This is a genomic window from Amycolatopsis suaedae (assembly GCF_004214935.1).
Taxonomy (GTDB): domain Bacteria; phylum Actinomycetota; class Actinomycetes; order Mycobacteriales; family Pseudonocardiaceae; genus Amycolatopsis; species Amycolatopsis suaedae.
Map to the genome: position 1 here is coordinate 93,509 of NZ_SFCC01000023.1, position 20,180 is coordinate 113,688.

Below are 20,180 nucleotides of genomic sequence, written 5' to 3' on the forward strand. Positions count from 1 at the left end.
GCGTGTCCGCGAGTCGTGTCAGGATGGAACCGTGACACAGCCACGCCGACCTTCCGCCAAGTCAGCAGCCCTTTCCGCCGCGCTGTCCGGTGCGGTGGACCTGTCCGCGCTCAAGGCGCGGGCCGACGCGGCCCGGCGCCAGCCGGCAGCGCCCGCCCAGCAGCCTTCCGGGCCCCCGGCCCAGCCGCCCGCCGGTGCCGGGACGGCCGTGCTCGACGTCACCGAGGCCACCTTCCAGGCCGACGTCGTCGAGCGTTCGCTCAAGCAGCTCGTGGTCGTCGACCTGTGGGCCGAGTGGTGTGGCCCGTGCAAGCAGCTGAGCCCGGTGCTCGAACGGCTGGCCGGCGAGTCCGGCGGCGCGTGGGTGCTGGCGAAGGTGGACGTCGACGCCAACCCGCGGATCTCGCAGCTGTTCGGCGTGCAGTCGATCCCCACGGTCGTCGCCATCGCCGGTGGTCAGCCGGTCGACGCGTTCTCCGGTGCGCTGCCCGAGCTGCAGATCCGCCAGTGGCTGAAGTCCCTGCTCGACGCGTTGCGGGACAAGCTGCCCGGCATCAAGGACGCCGAGCAGAATGGCGCCGCCGAGGAGCCGGAGGACCCGCGGTTCACCGAGGCCGAGGAGGCGTTCGAGCGGGGCGACTTCGCCGCCGCGAAGGCCGCCTACCAGCGCATCCTCGACGCGGAGCCGGGCAACGACCAGGCCAAGGCCGCGCTGGTGCAGGTGTCGTTCGCGGAGCGGGCAGGCCAGGCCGACCCGTCGGCCGTCGCGCGTGCCGACGCCGACCCCGACGACATCGACGCCCAGCTCGCGGCGGCGGACTTCGAGGTCGCCCAGCAGCTGGCCGAGGAGGGCTTCGCGCGGCTGGTGGCGGTCGTGCGCCGCACCGCGGGCGAGGAGCGCAACCGGGTGCGCGAGCACCTGGTCGGGCTGTTCGACCTGTTCGACCCCGCGGACCCGCGCGTCGCCAAGGCCCGCCGCGACCTGGCTTCCGCGCTGTTCTGATGCCGTGAAGGGGGCCCTCACGGCATCAGACGCCGTGAGGGCCCCCTTCACGGCATGCCCCGGTGAAGTCCGGGCGGGCGATCGTGCGCGAGTGTGGAACTCGCGTGCCGGAGCGTAGAACTCGCGTGCGTGAGCGTGGAGTTCATACCGTGAGACACGGCTCCCGTCCGGCGGACGTCGCGAGTCCCACCTTCGTGCACGCGAGTCCCACGCTCCCGCACGCGAACTCCACCGTCACGCACACCACCCGACTCCAGCCTCTAGCCCCCAAGCACGTGAAGGCCACCTTCATCACGTGAGACGTAATGAAGGTGGCCTTCACGTGCCCTGACGGTCAGCCGTACTGCTGCGTACAGGCGGTCGAGCCCTCCATGTAGCCCTTGCGCAGCGACTCGACGCGCTCGAAACCGTTCTCCACCTGCTTGCCGTTGACGTCGGCGGCGATCACGCTCTTCGGCATCAGCAGCTCGGCGATGGCCTCGTCCAGGTCGCCCGAGGACAGCCGCAGGTTCGCACCCGGCCGGTTGGACGCCGCCGCCCACGCGCCCACCAGGCACGAGGTCCGCAGCCCGGCGTTGTCGTTGTCCAGGGACGCGCCGACGCCCTTCTGGATGCCCATCGTGTAGCGCGACGCCACCTCGGCCAGCGCGGCGAAGTCACCGAGACCACCGGGGTCCTCGCCCTGGAACTCGGCCTTGCGATCGCCGGTCCGCCCGATCTGGGACAGGGCGTTCAGATCGATGCTGACCGTGTTGGAGTCCGGGCAGTACGACGCGGGCGGAGTCTGCGGCCCGCCCGGGCACACGCCGCCCTCGTCGACGATCTTCGGCGCCTGGGCGCCCGCGCCCTCGAACGCCTTGTCCAGGCTGGTCTGCAGGTGCCCGATCAGCTTCATGTCCAGCCGTTCGTCACCCTTGCCCTTGTCGCCCTTGTGGAACGGCTGCTCGGTGATCCGGGCGTCGATGTTCTGCTGGTTGATCCCGGCGCACTCCTTGGCGCCCTTCTCGAACCCGAGCTGGAAGGCGTAGGTGCGGTCGAACGCGGTGCCGTGCGCACCCTTCTCCTTCGACGACTGGCCTGCCTGGTCGCGGATGAAGAACAGCGAGGCCAGCACCTGGTTGAGGCCCTCCGAGGTGGACACCCGGAAGTACTTGCTCTTCTCCTCGGCCATCCAGCGGAAGTAGCCGCCGGTGAAGCAGTCGGCCTGCTGCTCCTTCACGATCGTGGCCACGTTCTTCGACATCCCGGCCTTCTCGCCGAGGCGGTACTGCACGGCGTGGCCGAACTCGTGGCCGAGCACGGTGACGATGGCCATCGGGCCGAACTCGGTACGCAGCATCGGCAGCAGCTGACCGCGGTCCCACGCCACCAGGTCCTCCGGCGGGCAGTAGAAGGCGTTCATCGCCGCCTCCTTGACCGAGGTGCCGCACGCCTCGTCGGTGTCCGTGCTCGGGTCGTAGGACATGAGTTCCTTGACCGGCTCGAACGGCATGCCGAAGTGCGCGGGCAGCTCCTGGGTCCAGTACTCGCTCACGTCGGCGATCGACGCGATGGCGATCTTGTCCTCTTCGCTGTCCGTGGCGTTGCGGACGTTGAGCTGCGGCTTGGGCGCGTCCGGCTTCAGGCCGCTCTCGAAGTGCGTCACCGGCAGCCCCGCGACGTCACCGACGCTCGTCTTCGCCTCACCGCTGTTCTTGCTGTCGTCGCCGCACGCTCCGGCGAGCAAGGCGACCACGGCCACCATTCCGACCAGGGAGGGACGCCCCCACTTTGTGCTCATCTGCCACTCCGTGTCTGTGTGGATGGCACGCACCCTACTAAGCGCCGTCCCGGCCCGGGCACGGATCACCCAGATCGGGCCGTGGAGGCGCCGCGGTGATCGTCGCGTTATCGTCGCTGGAATGAGAGCAGTCCGCCGGTTCACCGTGCGTGCCAGCCTGCCGGAGCCGCTGTCCGGGCTGCGGGCACTGGCCACCAATCTGCGCTGGACCTGGCATCCGCCGACGCGTGACCTGTTCGCGTCGATCGACGCCGGGCTGTTCAACCGGTTCAAGGACCCGTTGCGGCTGATCACCGCACTGCCGCCGGAGCGGCTGGAGGAGCTGGCCGACGACGAGGACTTCCTCGCCCGCTTCCGCGCGGCCACCGACGACCTGCAGCGCTACCTCACCGAGCCTCGCTGGTACCAGCGCCAGGGCAGGCTGCCTGCCGCGGTGGCCTACTTCTCCATGGAGTTCGGCGTCACCGAGGCGCTGCCGAACTACTCCGGCGGCCTCGGCGTGCTCGCCGCCGACCACCTCAAGGCGGCGTCCGACCTCGGCGCACCCATGATCGGCGTGGGACTGCTGTACCGGGCGGGCTACTTCCGGCAGGCGCTGTCGCTGGACGGCTGGCAGGTCGAGCACTACCCGGTGATCGACCCCATCGGCCTGCCGCTGGAACTGCTGACCGACGAGAGCGGCGAGCCGCTGCGGGTCAGCGTCGCGGTGCCCGGTGGCCGTGACCTGCACGCCCAGATCTGGCGTGCCTGGGTCGGGCGGATCCCGCTGCTGTTGATGGACTCCGACACCGAGGGCAACGACGAGGACCTGCGCGGCGTCACCGACCGCCTCTACGGCGGCGACGCCAACCACCGCATCCGCCAGCAGATCCTCGCCGGCGTCGGCGGGGTCCGGGCCGTGCGCCGGTACTGCGCCCTGACCGGGCACCCCGAGCCCGAGGTGTTCCACACCAACGAGGGCCACGCCGGGTTCCTCGGGCTGGAACGCGCCCGCGAGATCGTCACCGCGGGCGGGCTGGAGTTCGACGAGGCACTGGTGCCGGTGCGGGCCGGCACCGTCTACACCACCCACACCCCCGTTCCCGCCGGGCTGGACCGGTTCCCGGTCGACCTGGTGCAGCACTACTTCGGCGACGGCAGGCTGCTGCCCGGCATCGACGTGCGCACGGTGCTGGCGCTCGGCGCCGAGGACAACCCGGGCATGTTCAACATGGCCCACATGGGCCTGCGGCTCTCCCAGCGCGCCAACGGTGTCTCGGCGCTGCACGGGCGGGTGTCGCGGACGATGTTCCACCGGCTGTGGTCCGACTTCGACATCGACGAGGTGCCGATCTCGGCGGTGACCAATGGCGTCCACGGCCCGACCTGGGTGGCCAGGGAACTGAGCGCGCTGCTCGACGGCGACGGCGACGAGCACGCCGGCTCGCGCGAGACGGTGTCCGACGCACAGCTCTGGGCACTGCGCCGGGACCTGCGGGAGAAGCTGGTCAGCGAGGTCCGCAGGCGGGTGCGCGACGCGTGGCTGCAGCGTGGCGCCGCCGGGCTGGAGCTGGGCTGGACCGACTCCGTGTTCGACCCCGACGTGCTGACCGTCGGCTTCGCCCGCAGGGTGCCGACGTACAAGCGGCTCACGCTGATGCTGCGCGATCCCGAGCGGCTGCGGGCGTTGCTGCTGGACGAGCGGCGGCCGATCCAGATCGTCGTGGCAGGCAAGTCGCATCCGGCCGACGAGGGCGGCAAGGCGCTGATCCAGCAGATCGTCCGGTTCGTCGACGACCCGGCCGTGCGGCACCGGATCGTCTACCTGCCCGACTACGACATGGCGATGGCGCGTTACCTCTACCGCGGCTGCGACGTCTGGCTCAACAACCCGACCCGGCCGCTGGAGGCGTGCGGGACGTCGGGAATGAAGTCGGCGCTCAACGGCGGGCTGAACCTGTCCATCCGGGACGGCTGGTGGGACGAGCACTACCACCCGGACTTCGGCTGGGCCATCCCGACCGCGGACGGCGTCGCCGACCCGCTGCGCCGCGACGACCTGGAGTCCAAGGCGCTCTACGACCTGCTGGAGATGCAGATCGCGCCGCTGTTCTACGACCGCGGCCCGGACGGGACACCGGCCGGCTGGCTGTCCCGCGTCTGGGAGACGCTGGAGCGGCTGGGACCGAAGCTGCAGGCGTCGCGGATGGTGCGCGAGTACGTCGAGCACTACTACCGGCCCGCCGCGGAGACGGTCGCCGCGGCCGCCGCCGACGGCTACGCGGGTGCCCGTTCGCTCGCCGGGTACCGGACGCGGATCGACACGGCCTGGCGGCGGGTCATCATCCACGACACCGACCTGCGGGTCGAGGCGCCGGACGAACTGGTCGTCGGCACCGACGTGCGGGTGTCCGCGCGGGTGGACCTCGCCGGACTCGAACCGTCCGATGTGGACGTTCAGGCGGTCGTCGGCAGGGTGGGCGACTCGGACGACCTGCTCGATCCGGTCACCGTGCCGATGCAGCCGGCGGGCATTGGCTTGTTCGAGGCCACCCTGCGGCTGCCTCACGCCGGGTCGCTCGGCTACACGGTGCGGGTGCTGCCGAGGCATCCGTTGCTGGCCAGCCCCGCGGAGCTGGGAAGGGTCGTTTTCGCCTGACTTTGCCGCTAGTTTCATCCCCATGAGACGCAGGATTGTGGCGGTAGCGGCCGGTGTGCTGCTGGCTTTGACGGGTGTGGCCGCTCCGGCGACCGCGGCGGGGCATGGGCCGTGGGTGGCGAGCTGGGCGACGGCGGCACAGGAGGCTGCCACGGAGTTCGGGCCGAACTGGTCCGTGGAGGGTTTCGAGCGGCAGTCGCTGCGGCAGGTGGTGCGGGCCAGCGCGGGCGGCTTGGTGACGCGCGTGCGGCTGACCAACGTCTACGGGACCAAGCCGCTGCGTGTCGCCAAGGCGACGATCGCGCGGACGGCCGAGGGAGCGGCGGTGCGGCCGGACTCGGTGCGGCCGCTGACGTTCGGCCACCGGAGGTCGGTGGAGATCCCGGTCGGCGAGGAGACCAGCAGCGACCTGACGGTGTTCCGGGTGGCACCGCTGGAGCGGGTGACGATCACCCTGTACCTGGCCGAGGCGACCGGTCCGGCCACGATGCACCTGGCTGCCAACACGACCAGCTACCGCGCGGCAGGCGACCACGTCGCCGACGCGGACGGCGCGGCCTTCACCGAGACGTCGCAGTCGTGGTACCTGCTGGCCGGGCTGGACGTCGCCGGGCAGGCGAGCCGGGGATCCGGCGTCGTGACGTTCGGCGACTCGATCACCGACGGCGCGGGCGCCACGTTCGGCGAGTACGACCGGTACCCGGACGACCTCGCCGAGGCGCTGACGCCGCGGCCGGTGCTCAACACCGGCATCGGCGGCAACCGGGTACTCAACGACGCGCGGTGCGCGGGGGAGCGGGCGGCCGCGCGGTTCGAGCGCGACGTGCTGGACCAGCCGAGGGCGGGCACGGTGATCGTGCTGGAGGGCATCAACGACATCGGAATGCCGGAGCTCCCCGGCGAGTTCCCGTGTGTGGGGCAGCGGCCGGTGGTGACCGCCGAGCAGTTGATCGCGGGGCACCGGCAGCTGATCCGGATGGCGAAGGCCGACGGGATGAAGATCATCGGCGCGACGATGCTGCCGTACCAGGGGACGTTCTACTACAGCGAGCGCGGCGAGGCGGTGCGGGACGCGGTCAACGCGTGGATCCGTACGTCCGGCGAGTACGACGCGGTCGCGGACTTCGACCGGATCACCGCCGATCCGGCGCATCCGGACGCGTTGCTGCCCGCCTACGACAGCGGCGACAAGCTGCACCCCAGCGACGCCGGCTACGCCGTGATGGCCACCGAGGCGGCGAAGGCGGTGCGGTCCCTGCGCTGACCGGTCAGGGGACCGCCGGCGTTCCGCCGGGGCGGACCGGCAGGCCTGCCGCGCGCCAGGCGCGGAAGCCACCGGCCAGGTCGGTCGCCTTCGGCAGGCCGAGGGCGCGCAGGTCGGCCGCGGCCAGGCTGGAGGCGTAGCTCTCGTTGCACACGACGATCACCGCCCGCCCGGGGTCCACCTCGGGCAGGCGGTGATCACCCCCAGGGTCGAGCCGCCATTCCAGGTGGATGCGTTCCACGATCACCGACCCGGGGATCTCCCCCTCCTCGGCGCGGTTGGCGTGCGGGCGGATGTCGACCACCAGCGCCCCCTCGTCCAGCAGCTCGGCCGCCCGCGCCGGGGACACCCGGTCCAGCCCGGCCCGGGCGGCGGCCAGCCGGTCGTCGACGGCGCTCATCGGGTCACCGGGATCGGCGGGATCTCCGCCGGGATGTCCGCCAGCGAGGCGTACTGCCTGGTCGCCACCAGCGGCGGCGAGTAGGCGTGGACGCTGGCCGACGGCGTCGCACCGGCCCCGGTGACCTGGTGTGCCCGTCCGGCGCCGAACCCGATCCCGTCGCCGACGACGTGGGTGCGCTGCCGTACCGGCCCGCCCGGATAGCGGTACTCCTCGGCCAGCTCGCCCTGCAGCACGGTGAACGAGCCGGACGCCCCGCCGTGGTCGTGCGGCGCCGTCCGCTGGCCGGGCAGCCAGGACAGCAGCCACAGTTCGACGCCGTCGGTCAACGCGAGCCGGGCCCACCAGCGCCGGTCGGCGTCGAACCGCAGGATGCGGCGCAGGCCGCCGGTCAGTTCGGTGGCGACGGTGCGGGTCAGCTCGGCCAGCTCCCTCGGCGTCCACAGCAGGCGCTCGGGGTGCAGCAGGTCGATCAGCAGCGGGTCGGTCAGCTCGGGGTGGGTCTCGGGTCGGACGACAGACTGGGTCATCTCACGCTCCTCGGCGATGCGAACGGACGGACGTGGGCCGCGCGACGCGAGGAGCGACGGCACCGAGGACGGTGCCGGCTCGAAAGGACTCAGCGTCGCGCGCGACTACACCCGCACGACGCCGTGAGGACCAGATCAAGCGTGAAATCGCGCCACAGAACGCCCGCCCCGGGCGGGTTCTGCAGCACGGACCTGATCACGAAAGCCATGTTGCCACAGCGCAACGCGGGGTGGCACTCGTCTCACCAGGTGACCAGCGACCACGTCGCCGTCCGCGCGGCACCGCCCGGCACAATGGCCCCGTGACCGAGCTGACGCGGCCGAACGAACTCGACGATCTCGTGGTGCGGATGTCCGGTGTCGGGGTCCGACGCGGGCAGAACCACCTGCTCGCAGACCTCGACTGGGCGGTTGAACTGGACGAACGCTGGGTGGTGCTCGGGGCCAACGGGGCAGGCAAGACCACCCTGCTTCGGCTGGCCGCGGCCGAGCTGTACCCGACGACGGGCGAGGTGGATCTTCTCGGCGACCGGCTCGGCAAGGTCAACATCTTCGACCTGCGCCCCCGCATCGGCTTCACCTCCGCCGCGCTGGCCGGCCGGATCCCGGGCGAGGAGCTGGTGCGTGACGTCGTCGTTAGCGCGGGCTACGCGGTGCTCGGCCGCTGGCGCGAGGTCTACGACACGCTGGACACCGAGCGGGCCGAGGAACTGCTCGGCGCGATGGGTATCAAGCACCTGGCCGAGCGCACGTTCGGCACGCTGTCCGAGGGCGAGCGCAAGCGGGCGCTGATCGCACGGTCGCTGATGACCGACCCGGAGATGCTGCTGCTCGACGAGCCAGCGGCGGGCCTGGACCTCGGCGGGCGGGAGGACCTCGTCGCCAGGCTGTCCGAGCTGGCGATGGACCCCGACGCCCCGGCCATGGTGCTGGTCACCCACCACGTCGAGGAGATCCCGCCCGGCTTCACCCACGCGCTGCTGCTGCGCGAGGGCCGGGCGGTGGCGTCCGGGCTGATGGACGACGTGCTGACCAGCGAGAACCTTTCCGCCACGTTCGCGCAGGACCTGCTGCTGGAGCGGTGGGGCGACCGGTTCGTCGCGCGTCGCAGGTGAGGCTGCTTCTTACTTACGGGTAACCTGCTGGACACCGATGAGTTGGAGGAGGATCGCGTGGGAGAGTTCGTCAGCCTCGAGGTCGACGGCGGCGTCGGCACCATCCGGCTGGACCGGCCCCCGGTCAACGCCCTGAACAACCAGGTCCAGAGCGAACTGGCGGACGCGGCCAGGGAGGCGACCGACCGCGACGACGTCCGCGCGGTGATCATCTACGGCGGCGAGAAGACGTTCGCGGGCGGCGCCGACATCAAGGAGATGGCCACCCGGTCCTACGCGGAGATGCTCCGCTTCGGCACGGCGCTGACCAACTCGCTCAGCCTGCTGGCAGGCATCCCGAAGCCCACGGTCGCGGCCATCACCGGCTACGCGCTGGGCGGCGGCCTCGAACTGGCCCTCACCGCCGACCGCAGGGTCGCGGGCGACAACGTCAAGGTGGGCCAGCCGGAGATCCAGCTCGGCATCATTCCCGGCGCGGGCGGGACGCAGCGGCTGGCGCGGCTGATCGGCCCGAGCAAGGCGAAGGACCTCGTCTACACCGGACGGTTCGTCAAGGCCGACGAGGCGCTGGCACTGGGCATCCTCGACGAGGTGGTGGCACCCGACGACGTGTACTCGGCCGCGCACAAGTGGGCCGCGCAGTTCGCCAACGGCCCGGCCGTCGCACTCCGCGCCGCGAAGGCGGCCATCGACGGTGGCCTCGACCTCGACCTCGCCAACGGCCTCAAGCTGGAGACCCAGCTGTTCACCGGGCTCTGGGCCACCGAGGACCAGCGCAGCGGCATGCGGTCGTTCATCGAGAACGGCCCCGGCAAGGCCACCTTCGAGGGGAAGTGAGCGACGTGGCGGACCCCGCTCCGCACCCCCACCCCACCGCCGACGAGGTGCGTGCGGCGTTCGACGACCCCAAGCTCGCCAACGTCCTCTACCACGACTGGGAGGCGGGCACCTACGACGAGAAGTGGTCGATCTCCTACGACGAGCGCTGCATCTCCTACGCCACCGACGTGTTCAACGCCGTCGCGGGGGACACCGAGCAGCCGTACCCGACGGCCATGGAACTGGGCAGCGGCACCGGCTTCTTCCTGCTGAACCTGATGCAGGGCGGCGTGATCAAGAAGGGCTCGGTCACCGACCTGTCGCCGGGCATGGTCCAGGTCGCGCTGCGCAACGCCGAGCAGCTCGGGCTCGACGTGGACGGCAGGGTCGCCGACGCGGAGCGCATCCCGTACCCGGACAACAGCTTCGACCTCGTCGTCGGGCACGCCGTGCTGCACCACATCCCGGACGTGCGGGCCGCGTTCGGCGAGGTGCTGCGGGTGCTCAAGCCGGGCGGGCGGTTCGTCTTCGCCGGCGAGCCGACGAAGATCGGCGACTTCTACGCCCGCAGGCTTGGGCAGCTCACCTGGTGGCTGACCACCAACGTCACCAAGCTGCCCGCGTTGCGTGCGTGGCGGCGGCCGCAGGCGGAACTGGACGAGTCGTCGCGGGCGGCGGCGCTGGAGGCCGTCGTCGACCTGCACACCTTCGACCCGTCCGAGCTGGAACGCACCGCACGTGCCGCGGGCGCGACCGGTGTCAAGGCGGTGACCGAGGAGTTCGCCGCGGCCCTGGCCGGCTGGCCGATCCGTACGTTCGAGGCCGCGGTACCGCAGGAGAAGCTGACCGTGCGCTGGCGCCTGTTCGCCTACCACCTCTGGCTGCGACTGTCCGCTGTGGACCGCAAGCTGCTGGCCAGGATCCTGCCAAGGGAGCTGTTCTACAACGTCATGATCACCGGGACGAAGCCGGGACAGTAGTGTCGTGAGTCAGGAGTTGCTGCGCGGATCGGCGGATCCAGGTTTCCGCCGGCAAGGCGCCGGATCGCCCTCGTACTGGACCGTACTCGGGCGGTCCGGCAACGCCGTCGGCGGGAAGCTGGGCCGTCGAGGCGCACAGCGTATTTCTGACTCAGGACACTAACGGTGCCGTACGCCTTCACCGCGGTCGACGTCGCGTTCCTTCGTTCGGCGGTGGGGCAGGCCGCGGTGGCGGCGTGCGCGGAACTGCCGCTGACCCCGGCGAGCCGGATCGCCGACGTGACGGCCGCGCGTTCCGCGGCGGGCGAGCGGTTCGCCGCGGTGCTGGAAACGGTGCTGCTGCGCCGCAAAGCCGAGTCCAAACTGGACTCGGCGGGTGGCTGGCTGTTCACCGGCGACGCGTTGCAGCAGGCCAGTGCGACGGCGGTGGCGCGGCACCGCGCGGCCCGGCTGGCCGGGCGGGACGTGCACGACGTCACCTGCTCGGTGGGCGCCGACCTGGTCGAGCTGGCCGCCGTGGCGGCGCGGTGCGCCGGATCGGACCTCGACCCGGTGCGGCTTGCCATGGCGGCCCACAACTGCGCCGAGGCCGGCGTCGCGCCGGCCCTGGTGCGGGCCGACGCCCTGGCCCCGGTCAGCAGGGACACGGTGGTCGTCGCGGACCCGGCCCGCCGCGACTCGGCGGGCAGGCGGACCTGGCGGCCTGCCGACTTCGCGCCCCCGCTGGACGGTCTCGCGGAGGCCTACGCGGGCCGTCCGCTGGCCGTGAAGTGTGCACCCGGCCTGGACTTCCGGGAGACGGCGCCGTGGGCCGACGAGGTCGAGCTGGTCTCGCTGGACGGGCAGGTGCGGGAGGCGTGCCTGTGGACCGGTGAGCTGGCCACCGCGCGCCGCCGGGCCAGCGTGCTGCGTTCCGGCGGCACCGGGTGGACACTCACCGACGCCGAGCCCGACGACGTGCCGGTCGCAGACGTGGGGCAGTGGATCGTCGATCCGGACGGCGCCGTCGTGCGTGCCGGCCTGGTGCGGCACTACGGCGCGCGCCACGGGCTGTGGCAGCTCGACGAGCGGATCGCCTACCTGACCGGGGACACGCCACCGCCCGGTGTGCGGGCGTTCCGCGTGCTCGACCACGGCCCGTACCGGGAGAAGTCGCTGCGGGCGACGCTGCGGGCACACGACGTCGGCAGCCTGGAGATCCTGGTGCGCGGCGTCGACGTCGACCCGGACGCGTTGCGCAGGCGGCTCAAGCCGCGGGGCGCGACGCCGGCGACCGTCGTGCTGACCAGGGTGGGCCGCTCGCCCATGGCCTACCTCTGTCGAGCCGAACTGAAGGATTACTTCAGCACGTCGATCTAATGTCGGCCCCCTTCGCCGGTGGAAGGGGGTGATCCGCATGTCCGCCAGGGACTGGTGATGAGACCCGGCCTGGTCAGCGCCTACTGGGGGTGACCAGGCCGGCTTCATAGGCGGCGATCACCAGCTGGGCCCGGTCCCGCGCGTGCAGCTTGGCCAGCAGCCTGCCGATGTGGGTCTTCACCGTGGCCGGGCTCAGGTGCAGCTGCTCGGCCAGTTCGGCGTTGGACAGCCCGCGGGCGATCAGCGTGAGCACCTCGCGTTCGCGTTCGGTGACGCCCGCCAGGTCGGCGGCAGGGCGGTTCGCCGGTTCGGGACGGCTGGCGAACTCCTCGATCAGCCTGCGGGTGATCCTCGGCGACAGCAGCGCCTCGCCGCCCGCGACGACCTCGACGGCGGCGAGCAGCTCGCGGGGCGGGGTGTCCTTGAGCAGGAACCCGCTGGCACCGGCCCGCAGTGCCGAGTAGACGTAGGAGTCGAGGTCGAACGTGGTGAGGATGAGGACCCGCACGCCCGCCGTCGCCGGGTCGCCGCAGATGCGCCGGGTGGCCTCGATGCCGTCCATCTCGGGCATGCGCACGTCCATCAGCACCAGGTCCGGGGACAGCGTGCCGGCGAGCTCGACGGCCTCGGCGCCGGTGGCGGCCTCGCCGACCACCGTCAGCCCGGGCGCGCTGTCGACGAGCATGCGGAAGCTGCCGCGCAGGAGGGCCTGGTCGTCGGCCACCAGAACTCGGATCACGCCGGTATTGTGCCCGCATGAGGCGGATCGTGGCGGCACTCGCACTCGGTTTCCTCGCGTTGCCGGCGCTGGCCGGCACCGCGGCGGCACACACCACCCTGGCAGGCAGCGATCCCGCCGAGGGCGCGGCGCTCGACAAGGCACCCACGCAGCTCAAGCTCAAGTTCAGCGGACAGGTCCAGTCCGGCGGGGCGTCGATCACCGTCACCGGGCCGGACGGCTCGGCCTGGCAGGTCGGCGAGCTCGGCTTCGCCGGGACCGAGGTGATCGCGCCGGTCACGCCGAGCGGCCCGGCCGGGCTGTACCAGGCGAAGTACGTGGTCACGGCCGCCGATGGGCACGAGGTGGACGGCATCATCCGGTTCACCCTGACGGTCCCGGCGGCCGCTCCGGTCCCGGCTCCGGCGAGCGCCCCCGCCACACCGCCACCGCCGCCCAGCCCGGCCCCGGCGGCGCAGGCGCCCGCCACCGACACTGGGTCACCGGCCTGGCCGTGGATCGTCGGCGGCGTCGCGCTCGTCGTGGTGGCCGTGGTCGTCGCCCTGCGGCTGCTCAGGCGTCGCGGTTAGCTCTTCGTCCTGGCGCGGATGTGCATCTGCTCGCCCTGCTTGCCGAACAGGCTGAGGATCTCGACCGGCTGGTCGTCGGCGGGCCCGAACCAGTGCGGGGTGCGGGTGTCGAACTCGGCGGCCTCGCCCTGCCGCAGCACGACGTCGTGCTCGCCCAGGACCAGCCGCAGCCGTCCGGACAACACGTACATCCACTCGTAGCCCTCGTGTACCCGCGGGTCGGGCTCGCCGCGCGGCGGGATGACCATCTTGTACGCCTGCAGCCTGCCCGGCTGGGCGGTCAGCGGCAGGATCGTCATTCCGTTGCGCCGCAACGGTTTCACTCGTACCCGGGGATCGCCGACCGGCGGCGCGTCGATCAGCTCGTCGAGCGGGACGCCGAAGGCCTGCGCGATCGGCAGCAGCAGCTCCAGGCTGGGTTTGCGCTGACCGGACTCCAGCCGGGACAGCGTGCTCTTCGAGATCCCGGTGGCCTCGGACAGCTCGGTCAGGGTCATCTTGCCGTGGCGGTCGCGGATGTGCCGCAGCCGCGGGCCGACGCCGTCGAGTACCTCGCGCAGCGATGTGGGCATACGTCCATTCCACTTTCGGCAACACGGGTTGTCAAATGCGGGAACCGCGATGAGTTGCCCGCCGTGTGCCGGTCTGTCCCGTATGCGCAAACTCTTCCTTTCGATTCAGGTGACCCTCGACGGCTACGCGTGCGGCCCGGGCGGCGAGCTGGACTGGAGCGACACCGGCGACGTCGAGCTGGAGCGGTACTTCAGCGAGATGCTGACGACCATCGACGGCATGTTCTTCGGCCGGAGGGCCTATCAGGAGCTGGCCGGGTTCTGGCCGCGCGCCGGGAGCGAGCCGGGTGAGCTCGCCGTGCAGGCCGGGCCGATGAACAAGCTGCCGAAGTACGTCGTGTCCGGCGATCCGGGGCTGGCACTGGACTGGACGCCGGCGGTCAGGGTCGGCGACGACCTGGCCGCCGAGGTGGCCGGGCTGAAGCGGCAGCCAGGGCGCGATCTCGCGGTGTTCGCCGGCCCGTCGACCACCGCGCGGTTCGTCGAACTCGGGCTGGTCGACGAGATCCGGCTGATCGTGTTCCCGGTGGTGCTCGGCGACGGCCGTCCGCCGCTGCCGCCCGGCGTGAGGCTGTCACTGGTGGATTCGACGACGTTCGCGAAGTCCGGCGTGGTCATCCTGCGTTACGTGCCCGCTTGATCCCGACCAGGACGCGGTAGCGGGGCCGGGCGGCGAACTCCGCCAGGCTCCAGACCGCCGGCCGCCCGACCTCGGCACACAGGTGCAGCACCTGGTCCGGGCCTGCCCAGACCCCCACGTGTGCGCCGAACGCGCGGTCGTCGGCGTTGAACAGCAGCAGGTCCAGCGGTCGCGGGGTGCTCACCCGCACGGTGTGGACGGTGTCGGCCCACAGCTCGCTCGACCGCACCGGCGGCACGGTGAGCCCGTGGTGGGCGAGTACGGCGTAGGCGTAGAGCTGGCAGTTGGCGCCGCCCGCGAGCCCGCGTGCCGAGCCAGGATGACGTGCGCCGGCGTAGCGGACGTCGTGGAACTCCGGCGGCAGGCTGAACTCCGGCACCCGGTCAGGTTGCCATCCGGGCCCGGCGGTAGGCGAACAGGATCAATCCGAGCACGGCCAGCAGCGTGATGGCGTTCGACGTGTACTTCAGCACCGCCGACTCGTCGGCGGGCAGGGCGAACGCGACGAGTGCGTACACCAGCAGGGCGGGGCTCGCCGCCGCGAGGACGTGCGCGGACGACCAGCCGGGCCGCAGCGACCAGTGGAGCAGGAGGGCGCCGAGCGCGGCCAGCACCACGACCGACAACGTGACACCGGGCCAGGCCCAGCCGCCGGGGCCGGGCTCACGCAGCAGGATGTGCCCGAGCAGGCCGATGGCCGTGGCGCAGGCGACGATGACCGGTTTCGGCGCCCGGCCGTCCGGCGCGGCCGTCAGCCTGGTGGTGAGCAGACCGGCGGCGCCGAGCAGGACGACCGCGGCCGCGGTGGCGAGCAGTTGCCAGGCGGTGGCGTGGAAACCGGGCTTGATGACCAGCTCGTACAGGTAGTACGCGGCCCCGGCGAGGTAGAGCACGGTGACGACGGTGAGCCCGGCGCGGCCCAGCCACGGTTCGTCCGCCCGGTCCGGCACGCACGCCTCGACGACGGCGATCGGGGCCGCGAAGCTCACCACCATGTGGCCACCGACGAACACCAGCAGCTGGCTGACGTCGAGGCCGAGGCCCGGCACGAAGGTCGGCAGTTCCTGCCAGTACGGGCCACCGCCGAAGGCCGAGTGGTTGAACAGCATCTGGTCGATGAGGCCGGCCTGGATCAGCCCGAACGCCGCGCCGAGCGCGAGGATCGTCGGCCAGCCCCGGCCCGTGCGCCGGGTGATCTCCCGGATCAGCAGCGCGGCCGTGCCGTACAGCGGGGCGGTCAGCAGCAGGCCGAGTAGTGCCTTGAGGGGATCGGTGATCGGCCCCTGGTACTGGCTCAGCAGCTCGGCGCAGAACGGGGCCAGCAGGAAGAGTCCGGCCACGGGTGCCAGGCGGGTCACCCGGCGGGTTGCCGTCAGTTCGCTCACGCCCCCGGATACCCGCCGCTCTGTCGATCACACCCGGGCCTGTTCGGTGGGAAGATCGCGGAGCCGCGCGAGCGGTGACAGCAGGAGGAACGCGGCCGACAGCAGCACACCGCCGGACGCCACCCACAGCGTCGCTCTCGTTCCGGCGAACTCGGCGAGCACACCGCCGAGCAGACTGCCGACGGGGATGGCACCCCAGATGGCCACCCGCATCGTGGCGTTAACCCTGGCCAGCATGTGATCGGGGCACAACTGCTGCTGGAAGCTCACCTCCAGGATGCTGGTCACGATCACACCGAAGCTGCCGACGAACGTCGCGACGACGTAACACACCAGTCCCCACCCCGGGGTGGTCAGCGGGTAGAGCAGGAACGCGAGTCCGCTGATCAGCGCCATCAGCCACAGCAGCCGGGCCGTACCCACGCGGTCGCCGAGCCGGCGGGTGACCGCGGCCGCGAGCAGTGCGCCGGTGAGGCCGACGGTGCCGAGCAGCCCGATCACGCCGGGGGACAACCCGACGTCTCGTACCAGGAACACCACGACGACCGCCATGTGGATGGCCTGGGTCAGCGAACGGCTCGCCCCGTAAGCCGCGGTCGCGCGCAGCAGCGGATGCCGCACGACGAACCGCAGCCCGTCGGCCACGTCGGCGCGGATACCGGTGTCTCCCGTCCGTTCTGGACGGGCCTCGCTTCGGCGGATCGTTCCCAGCCACAGTGCCGACCACAGGTAGGTGAGCGAATCCACCAGTAACGCGAGCGGTGCGGTGAACCACTGCACGAGGTAGCCGGCCAGTCCTGGTCCGGCGACGGCCGCCGCCGAGCGGTTGAGCTGCAGCAGGGAGTTGCCTTCGATGAGCCGGTCCCGGCCGACCACGGCGGGCAGGTAGGTGGTCGCGCTGACCTCGAACGCGACAGTGAGCACGCCCGACACGGCCACCACGGCGAGCAGGTGGGCGAGGGTGAGCACGTCGAACAACGCGGCAAGCGGAATTGACGCGAGCGCGACTGTCCTGCCCAGGTCGGCGGCGACCAGCACCGGCCGGCTACGTCTGCGTGCACACCAGGCGCCCGCCTGCAGGCCTAGCAGCAGGTAGCCGGCTGTCTCGGCGATGCGAACCAGTGCCACTTCGAATGCCGAGGCGTTCAGTTCGGTCACGGCCAGCAGCGGTACGGCGAGCACGCTGATCTTGCTGCCCACCTGGCTCAGCGCGTCGGCGGCCCAGAGGTGGCGGAAGTCGCGGTGCCGTAACAGTCCCCAGAACGTCACCTGGCCATGGTGGCCTGATTGACAAGCCAAAAGCAATAAACTTGAGTTAACTTGACTCAAGTTCTTCGCGCTGCTGATCGTCGCCGAGCGGGCCGTCAGAGCCGGCTGAACCACTCGCGGACGGCCGCCACACCACCGCCGCCGAGCGCGACCATCAGCGCGCTGCGGGCCTGCGGCGGGGGCAGGTCGCGGGCGCTGATCGCGCCGAGCCGGTACACCAGCCCGGTCCCGCAGGGTTGCCGCCCCGGCACGGCGGCGGTGACCACCACCGGGATGTCCCACTCCAGCAGCTCGCCGATGGTGGCGAACAGCTCGACCGGGACGTTGCCCGCTCCCGTTCCGGCGAGCACGATGCCCCGCGCGCCGGCGTCGGCCGCCGCGGTCAGCAGGGTCGCCGGCATGTCCGGGTAGACGCTCAGCAACGCCACATCGGCCGCCGGTTCCTCCGGGACACGCGGTGTCGCGGGCGGTGACGCGACCCCGGTCGGCACCACGCGACCGTCCCGGACGCGGCCGACCGGGCCGTGCGGCGCGGAGGTGAACCCGGCCTCGGCGGTCAGCCGCGCCCAGCGGGCGGCGTGCAACTCGCCGCCGGAACACACCACGGCTCCAGGCGCGTGTCCCGCAGCGAGCAACGCCGCCACCAGGTTGCCGGGACCTTCGCTGCCCGGTTCGTCCAGGCACCGGGACGAACCGGTGAACACCAGCGGCCCGTCCGCGTGCAACCCGGCCAGGTACGCCGTCTCGGCCAGGGTGTCGACGCCACCGGTGACGACCACGGCGCCGAACCCCTCGGCCAGTGCGTCGCGGCACCGCCGCGCCAGTGCCAGCTGCGTGGCGGTCGAGACGTCCCAGCCGGGCTCGGCGGAAAGGTCCTCCACCACGACGTCCACAGTGGACAACCGTGGCTCGGCGTCCAGTGCCAGCTTCAGCAGGGCGGCTCCGTCGACGACCTCGTCGCGGCCTGAGTGCTGGCGGTAGGCGATCGCGTCCCCGGTGGCCAGCAGCAGTACGGGTCCGGTCACGCCTGCTGCTCCAGCCGCTCGATCCGCTCGATGATCGGCTTCAGCTCCTCCCGGACGACGGCGGCGATCGGGTCGGCCTGCTGAGCACGCAGGTGGACGTACCCGCTCAGCGCGGCGACGACCGCCCGGCGAACGCTGCGCAGGTCCGCCCCCAGTGCCCGCAGCACCATGCCCGCCCGGCCGTCCGGCTCGGCCAGCAGCCCGAGCAGCAGATGCTCGCAGCCGACGTAGTTGTGCCCCAGCGAAAGGGCCTCGGTCACGGCCAGTTCCAGCGCCGCGGCGGCGTGCTGGTCGAACCGCCTGGGGCCATCGTCTCCCATCTCCGGCTCGAGCTTGCGGGCGACCAGGTCCGGCTCGATCTCGACGGCCCGCAGGACGTGCAGTGCCAGGTTCGTGCCCTCGTCCAGCAGCGCGGCGAGCAGGTGCTCGGTGCCGATCTCCGACCGGGCCCGCTCGATGGCCGTCCGCAGTACCGTCCGGGTGCGCTCGGTGAAGTGCGTCAGCGACGCCGTTGGGTCCTCGCCCAGCTCGCCGAACGTCGCGGCGCGGATCGCGGTCACCCGCCGCACCGACTGTTCGAGGGCGCGCTGGCAGATGGCCGACACCGGCACCCCCGTCTCCCGGACGCTCTCGGCCAGCTCGTCCGGCAGGTACACGTTGATTTTCGGCATAACCCCTAAGGTAACCCCATGAGGGGGTATGGTCAACGGCAGAATGTCGGGCGGTCGCTCGCGGGCAGCCAGATCTCCGGACCGCAGGGCTCGAACCCGTCGCGGACGTAGCCGACGAGGGCGGCCAGCCCGGGATGGTGGTTGCCGCGGTTCCACAGCAGCGAGTAGGCGTAGGCGGGAGCCGGGTCGACGACCGGGATCCGCGCGATGTCCGGATGCCACGGCACCCGGGTCTTCTCACCGGCGAAGCTGACCAGGTCGGTTGTCCCGCTGAGCCGGTCGAGCAGCCGGTCGAAGCCGAAGTTCGGTCCGGACACGTCGATCCGCACACCGAACTCGGCCGACAGCTCGTCGTAGAAGTCCGCCCACTCGGTGCCGGGCAGGTTGCCGGGCATCCACGAGACCAGCCCGGCCAGCTCGGCCGCGCGCACCCGGCGCCTGCCCGCCAGCCGGTGCCGCCTGCTCACCAGCAGATGCAGTGCGTCGGTGTAGGCGGGCGTGTGCTCGATTCGGTCGTCCAGTTCGCCGATCACCCTGGCGAAGGCCGCGTCGACCTGTCTGTCGACGAGCGTGGTGCGGGCGGCTCGCAGCCCGAATGACGTGACGACCTCGACGTCCACGCCGGTCGACGAGTGGAACGCGCGGATCAGATCGACCGGGCCGACCCGGGTGGCCATCACGTCGACGCGCAGTGCGTGCTGCCGTCCGCGGACGGCAGCCACCGCCTGATCGGCCAGGCCCAGCATCGCTCGTGCGTGCGGCAGGAACGTCTCGCCCGCCGCGGTGAGCACGGTGCCGCCGGGTGTCCGGTGCAACACCGCGGTGCCGAGGTCGGCCTCCAGCTTCGCCACCCGCTTCGACACGGCCTGCTGGCTCATCCCCAGCCGCACGGCCGCCTCGCCGAAGTGCCGGTCGTCGGCGACGGCGACGAACGCACGCACCGCGCCCAGGTCAAGTTCCATGGCCACCTCTGACAACTGCCGGTTGTCGCGTCGGCGTGTCGGTTGTTGGACACCACCGTCACGACTCGGGTCGAATGCGCGAGCCCGCCGAACCCTACAACGATCAGGAGTGACCGGTGTCCTTCGTCCACCTGCATGTGCACACCGAGTACTCGATGCTGGATGGTGCGGCGAAGATCGCTCCGTTGTTCGCTGAGGCGGCGCGGCTGGAGATGCCCGCGGTGGGGATGACCGACCACGGCAACATGTATGGGGCTGACGAGTTCTATCAGCAGTCTCGTAAGGCCGGGTTGAAGCCGATTATCGGGATTGAGGCGTATATCGCGCCGGAGTCGCGGTTTCACAAGAAGCCGGTGTTCTGGGGACAGTCGCAGCAGGGCGGGGACGTCTCCGGTGGTGGTGCGTATACGCATATGACGATGCTGGCGGAGAATGCGACGGGGTTGCGGAATCTGTTCAC

21 protein-coding genes are annotated in these 20,180 nt (G+C 71.5%); 10 read left to right on the forward strand and 11 right to left on the reverse strand.

Annotated features, from left to right (window positions below):
- The first annotated feature begins 31 nt into the window (after positions 1 to 31).
- Positions 32 to 1,003 (forward strand): tetratricopeptide repeat protein, encoded by a 972-nt coding sequence (locus EWH70_RS33890; protein WP_130479676.1) that lies wholly within the window; start codon positions 32 to 34, stop codon positions 1,001 to 1,003.
- A gap of 334 nt (positions 1,004 to 1,337) precedes the next feature.
- On the opposite strand, the gene EWH70_RS33895 is transcribed toward EWH70_RS33890, so the two are convergent.
- Positions 1,338 to 2,783, reverse strand: a complete 1,446-nt coding sequence (locus tag EWH70_RS33895; protein ID WP_130479677.1) for a neutral zinc metallopeptidase — start codon at positions 2,781 to 2,783, stop codon at positions 1,338 to 1,340.
- Between the two features lie 121 nt (positions 2,784 to 2,904).
- On the opposite strand from EWH70_RS33895, the gene glgP reads away from it, so the two are divergent.
- A complete protein-coding gene (gene glgP / locus EWH70_RS33900) occupies positions 2,905 to 5,421 on the forward strand; it encodes an alpha-glucan family phosphorylase (RefSeq protein ID WP_130479678.1) in 2,517 nt (838 codons plus the stop codon).
- A gap of 22 nt (positions 5,422 to 5,443) precedes the next feature.
- The gene (locus EWH70_RS33905; protein WP_130479679.1) at positions 5,444 to 6,685 is read left to right on the forward strand and encodes an SGNH/GDSL hydrolase family protein; all 1,242 of its coding nucleotides are present in this window, start codon (positions 5,444 to 5,446) and stop codon (positions 6,683 to 6,685) included.
- A 4-nt stretch (positions 6,686 to 6,689) separates the two neighbouring features.
- Here EWH70_RS33905 and EWH70_RS33910 read toward each other — a convergent pair whose 3' ends face one another.
- On the reverse strand, positions 6,690 to 7,085 hold the full coding sequence (locus EWH70_RS33910) for a rhodanese-like domain-containing protein (RefSeq protein WP_130479680.1): 396 nt from the start codon (positions 7,083 to 7,085) through the stop codon (positions 6,690 to 6,692).
- Entirely contained in the window at positions 7,082 to 7,615 is a 534-nt protein-coding gene (locus EWH70_RS33915) for a cysteine dioxygenase (RefSeq protein ID WP_130479681.1), read from the reverse strand. Before EWH70_RS33915 ends, EWH70_RS33910 begins: the two co-directional genes overlap by 4 nt.
- Positions 7,616 to 7,965: 350 nt before the next feature.
- Here EWH70_RS33915 and EWH70_RS33920 point away from each other — a divergent pair, with 350 nt between their 5' ends.
- The 4 genes from EWH70_RS33920 to EWH70_RS33935 all read left to right on the forward strand — a co-directional run bounded on the left by EWH70_RS33920 (position 7,966) and on the right by EWH70_RS33935 (position 11,888).
- The gene (locus EWH70_RS33920; RefSeq protein ID WP_165436535.1) at positions 7,966 to 8,730 is read left to right on the forward strand and encodes an ABC transporter ATP-binding protein; all 765 of its coding nucleotides are present in this window, start codon (positions 7,966 to 7,968) and stop codon (positions 8,728 to 8,730) included.
- A 57-nt stretch (positions 8,731 to 8,787) separates the two neighbouring features.
- Entirely contained in the window at positions 8,788 to 9,567 is a 780-nt protein-coding gene (locus tag EWH70_RS33925) for an enoyl-CoA hydratase/isomerase family protein (RefSeq protein ID WP_130479683.1), read from the forward strand.
- Positions 9,564 to 10,529 carry a class I SAM-dependent methyltransferase gene (locus tag EWH70_RS33930; RefSeq protein WP_130479684.1) on the forward strand — a complete coding sequence of 322 codons (966 nt, stop codon included), beginning with the start codon at positions 9,564 to 9,566 and terminating at the stop codon, positions 10,527 to 10,529. The genes EWH70_RS33925 and EWH70_RS33930 overlap by 4 nt, the downstream gene beginning before the upstream one ends.
- A 165-nt stretch (positions 10,530 to 10,694) precedes the next feature.
- Complete coding sequence (locus EWH70_RS33935; protein ID WP_130479685.1) at positions 10,695 to 11,888, forward strand: class I SAM-dependent methyltransferase; 1,194 nt, start codon at positions 10,695 to 10,697, stop codon at positions 11,886 to 11,888.
- A 73-nt stretch (positions 11,889 to 11,961) separates the two neighbouring features.
- Here EWH70_RS33935 and EWH70_RS33940 read toward each other — a convergent pair whose 3' ends face one another.
- On the reverse strand, positions 11,962 to 12,627 hold the full coding sequence (locus EWH70_RS33940) for a response regulator (RefSeq protein WP_130479686.1): 666 nt from the start codon (positions 12,625 to 12,627) through the stop codon (positions 11,962 to 11,964).
- A 17-nt stretch (positions 12,628 to 12,644) separates the two neighbouring features.
- On the opposite strand from EWH70_RS33940, the gene EWH70_RS33945 reads away from it, so the two are divergent.
- A complete protein-coding gene (locus EWH70_RS33945; RefSeq protein ID WP_130479687.1) occupies positions 12,645 to 13,196 on the forward strand; it encodes a copper resistance CopC family protein in 552 nt (183 codons plus the stop codon).
- Here EWH70_RS33945 and EWH70_RS33950 read toward each other — a convergent pair.
- Positions 13,193 to 13,768, reverse strand: coding sequence for a helix-turn-helix domain-containing protein (locus EWH70_RS33950; RefSeq protein ID WP_130479688.1), 576 nt, complete (start codon positions 13,766 to 13,768; stop codon positions 13,193 to 13,195). The genes EWH70_RS33945 and EWH70_RS33950 overlap by 4 nt on opposite strands.
- Before the next feature lie 82 nt (positions 13,769 to 13,850).
- Here EWH70_RS33950 and EWH70_RS33955 point away from each other — a divergent pair, with 82 nt between their 5' ends.
- Entirely contained in the window at positions 13,851 to 14,408 is a 558-nt protein-coding gene (locus tag EWH70_RS33955) for a dihydrofolate reductase family protein (RefSeq protein WP_165436532.1), read from the forward strand.
- On the opposite strand, the gene EWH70_RS33960 is transcribed toward EWH70_RS33955, so the two are convergent.
- The 6 genes from EWH70_RS33960 to EWH70_RS33985 form a co-directional block, all read right to left on the reverse strand.
- Entirely contained in the window at positions 14,383 to 14,787 is a 405-nt protein-coding gene (locus EWH70_RS33960; RefSeq protein ID WP_165436533.1) for an NlpC/P60 family protein, read from the reverse strand. The two genes, EWH70_RS33955 and EWH70_RS33960, sit on opposite strands and share 26 nt — an antisense overlap.
- Before the next feature lie 4 nt (positions 14,788 to 14,791).
- A complete protein-coding gene (locus EWH70_RS33965) occupies positions 14,792 to 15,793 on the reverse strand; it encodes a hypothetical protein (protein WP_130479690.1) in 1,002 nt (333 codons plus the stop codon).
- A gap of 27 nt (positions 15,794 to 15,820) precedes the next feature.
- Positions 15,821 to 17,062, reverse strand: a complete 1,242-nt coding sequence (locus tag EWH70_RS33970) for an MFS transporter (protein WP_130479691.1) — start codon at positions 17,060 to 17,062, stop codon at positions 15,821 to 15,823.
- A 95-nt stretch (positions 17,063 to 17,157) separates the two neighbouring features.
- Positions 17,158 to 18,087 carry an asparaginase gene (locus EWH70_RS33975; protein WP_130479692.1) on the reverse strand — a complete coding sequence of 310 codons (930 nt, stop codon included), beginning with the start codon at positions 18,085 to 18,087 and terminating at the stop codon, positions 17,158 to 17,160.
- Positions 18,084 to 18,758 carry a Clp protease N-terminal domain-containing protein gene (locus EWH70_RS33980; protein ID WP_130479693.1) on the reverse strand — a complete coding sequence of 225 codons (675 nt, stop codon included), beginning with the start codon at positions 18,756 to 18,758 and terminating at the stop codon, positions 18,084 to 18,086. Before EWH70_RS33980 ends, EWH70_RS33975 begins: the two co-directional genes overlap by 4 nt.
- Before the next feature lie 32 nt (positions 18,759 to 18,790).
- Entirely contained in the window at positions 18,791 to 19,720 is a 930-nt protein-coding gene (locus tag EWH70_RS33985; protein ID WP_130479694.1) for a LysR family transcriptional regulator, read from the reverse strand.
- A 155-nt stretch (positions 19,721 to 19,875) separates the two neighbouring features.
- Here EWH70_RS33985 and EWH70_RS33990 point away from each other — a divergent pair.
- On the forward strand, positions 19,876 to 20,180 hold a 305-nt coding region (locus EWH70_RS33990; RefSeq protein ID WP_130479704.1), incomplete at its 3' end, for a PHP domain-containing protein.

Bases quoted from the DNA above. Each gene is read 5' to 3' on its own strand.
- EWH70_RS33945 (WP_130479687.1), top strand. From the start codon at position 12,645: ATGAGGCGGATCGTGGCGGCACTCGCACTCGGTTTCCTCGCGTTGCCG.
- EWH70_RS33910 (WP_130479680.1), bottom strand. From the start codon at position 7,085: ATGAGCGCCGTCGACGACCGGCTGGCCGCCGCCCGGGCCGGGCTGGAC.
- glgP (WP_130479678.1), top strand. From the start codon at position 2,905: ATGAGAGCAGTCCGCCGGTTCACCGTGCGTGCCAGCCTGCCGGAGCCG.
- EWH70_RS33985 (WP_130479694.1), bottom strand. From the start codon at position 19,720: ATGGAACTTGACCTGGGCGCGGTGCGTGCGTTCGTCGCCGTCGCCGAC.
- EWH70_RS33950 (WP_130479688.1), bottom strand. From the start codon at position 13,768: ATGCCCACATCGCTGCGCGAGGTACTCGACGGCGTCGGCCCGCGGCTG.
- EWH70_RS33980 (WP_130479693.1), bottom strand. From the start codon at position 18,758: ATGCCGAAAATCAACGTGTACCTGCCGGACGAGCTGGCCGAGAGCGTC.
- EWH70_RS33915 (WP_130479681.1), bottom strand. From the start codon at position 7,615: ATGACCCAGTCTGTCGTCCGACCCGAGACCCACCCCGAGCTGACCGAC.
- EWH70_RS33895 (WP_130479677.1), bottom strand. From the start codon at position 2,783: ATGAGCACAAAGTGGGGGCGTCCCTCCCTGGTCGGAATGGTGGCCGTG.
- EWH70_RS33955 (WP_165436532.1), top strand. From the start codon at position 13,851: ATGCGCAAACTCTTCCTTTCGATTCAGGTGACCCTCGACGGCTACGCG.
- EWH70_RS33905 (WP_130479679.1), top strand. From the start codon at position 5,444: ATGAGACGCAGGATTGTGGCGGTAGCGGCCGGTGTGCTGCTGGCTTTG.
- EWH70_RS33920 (WP_165436535.1), top strand. From the start codon at position 7,966: ATGTCCGGTGTCGGGGTCCGACGCGGGCAGAACCACCTGCTCGCAGAC.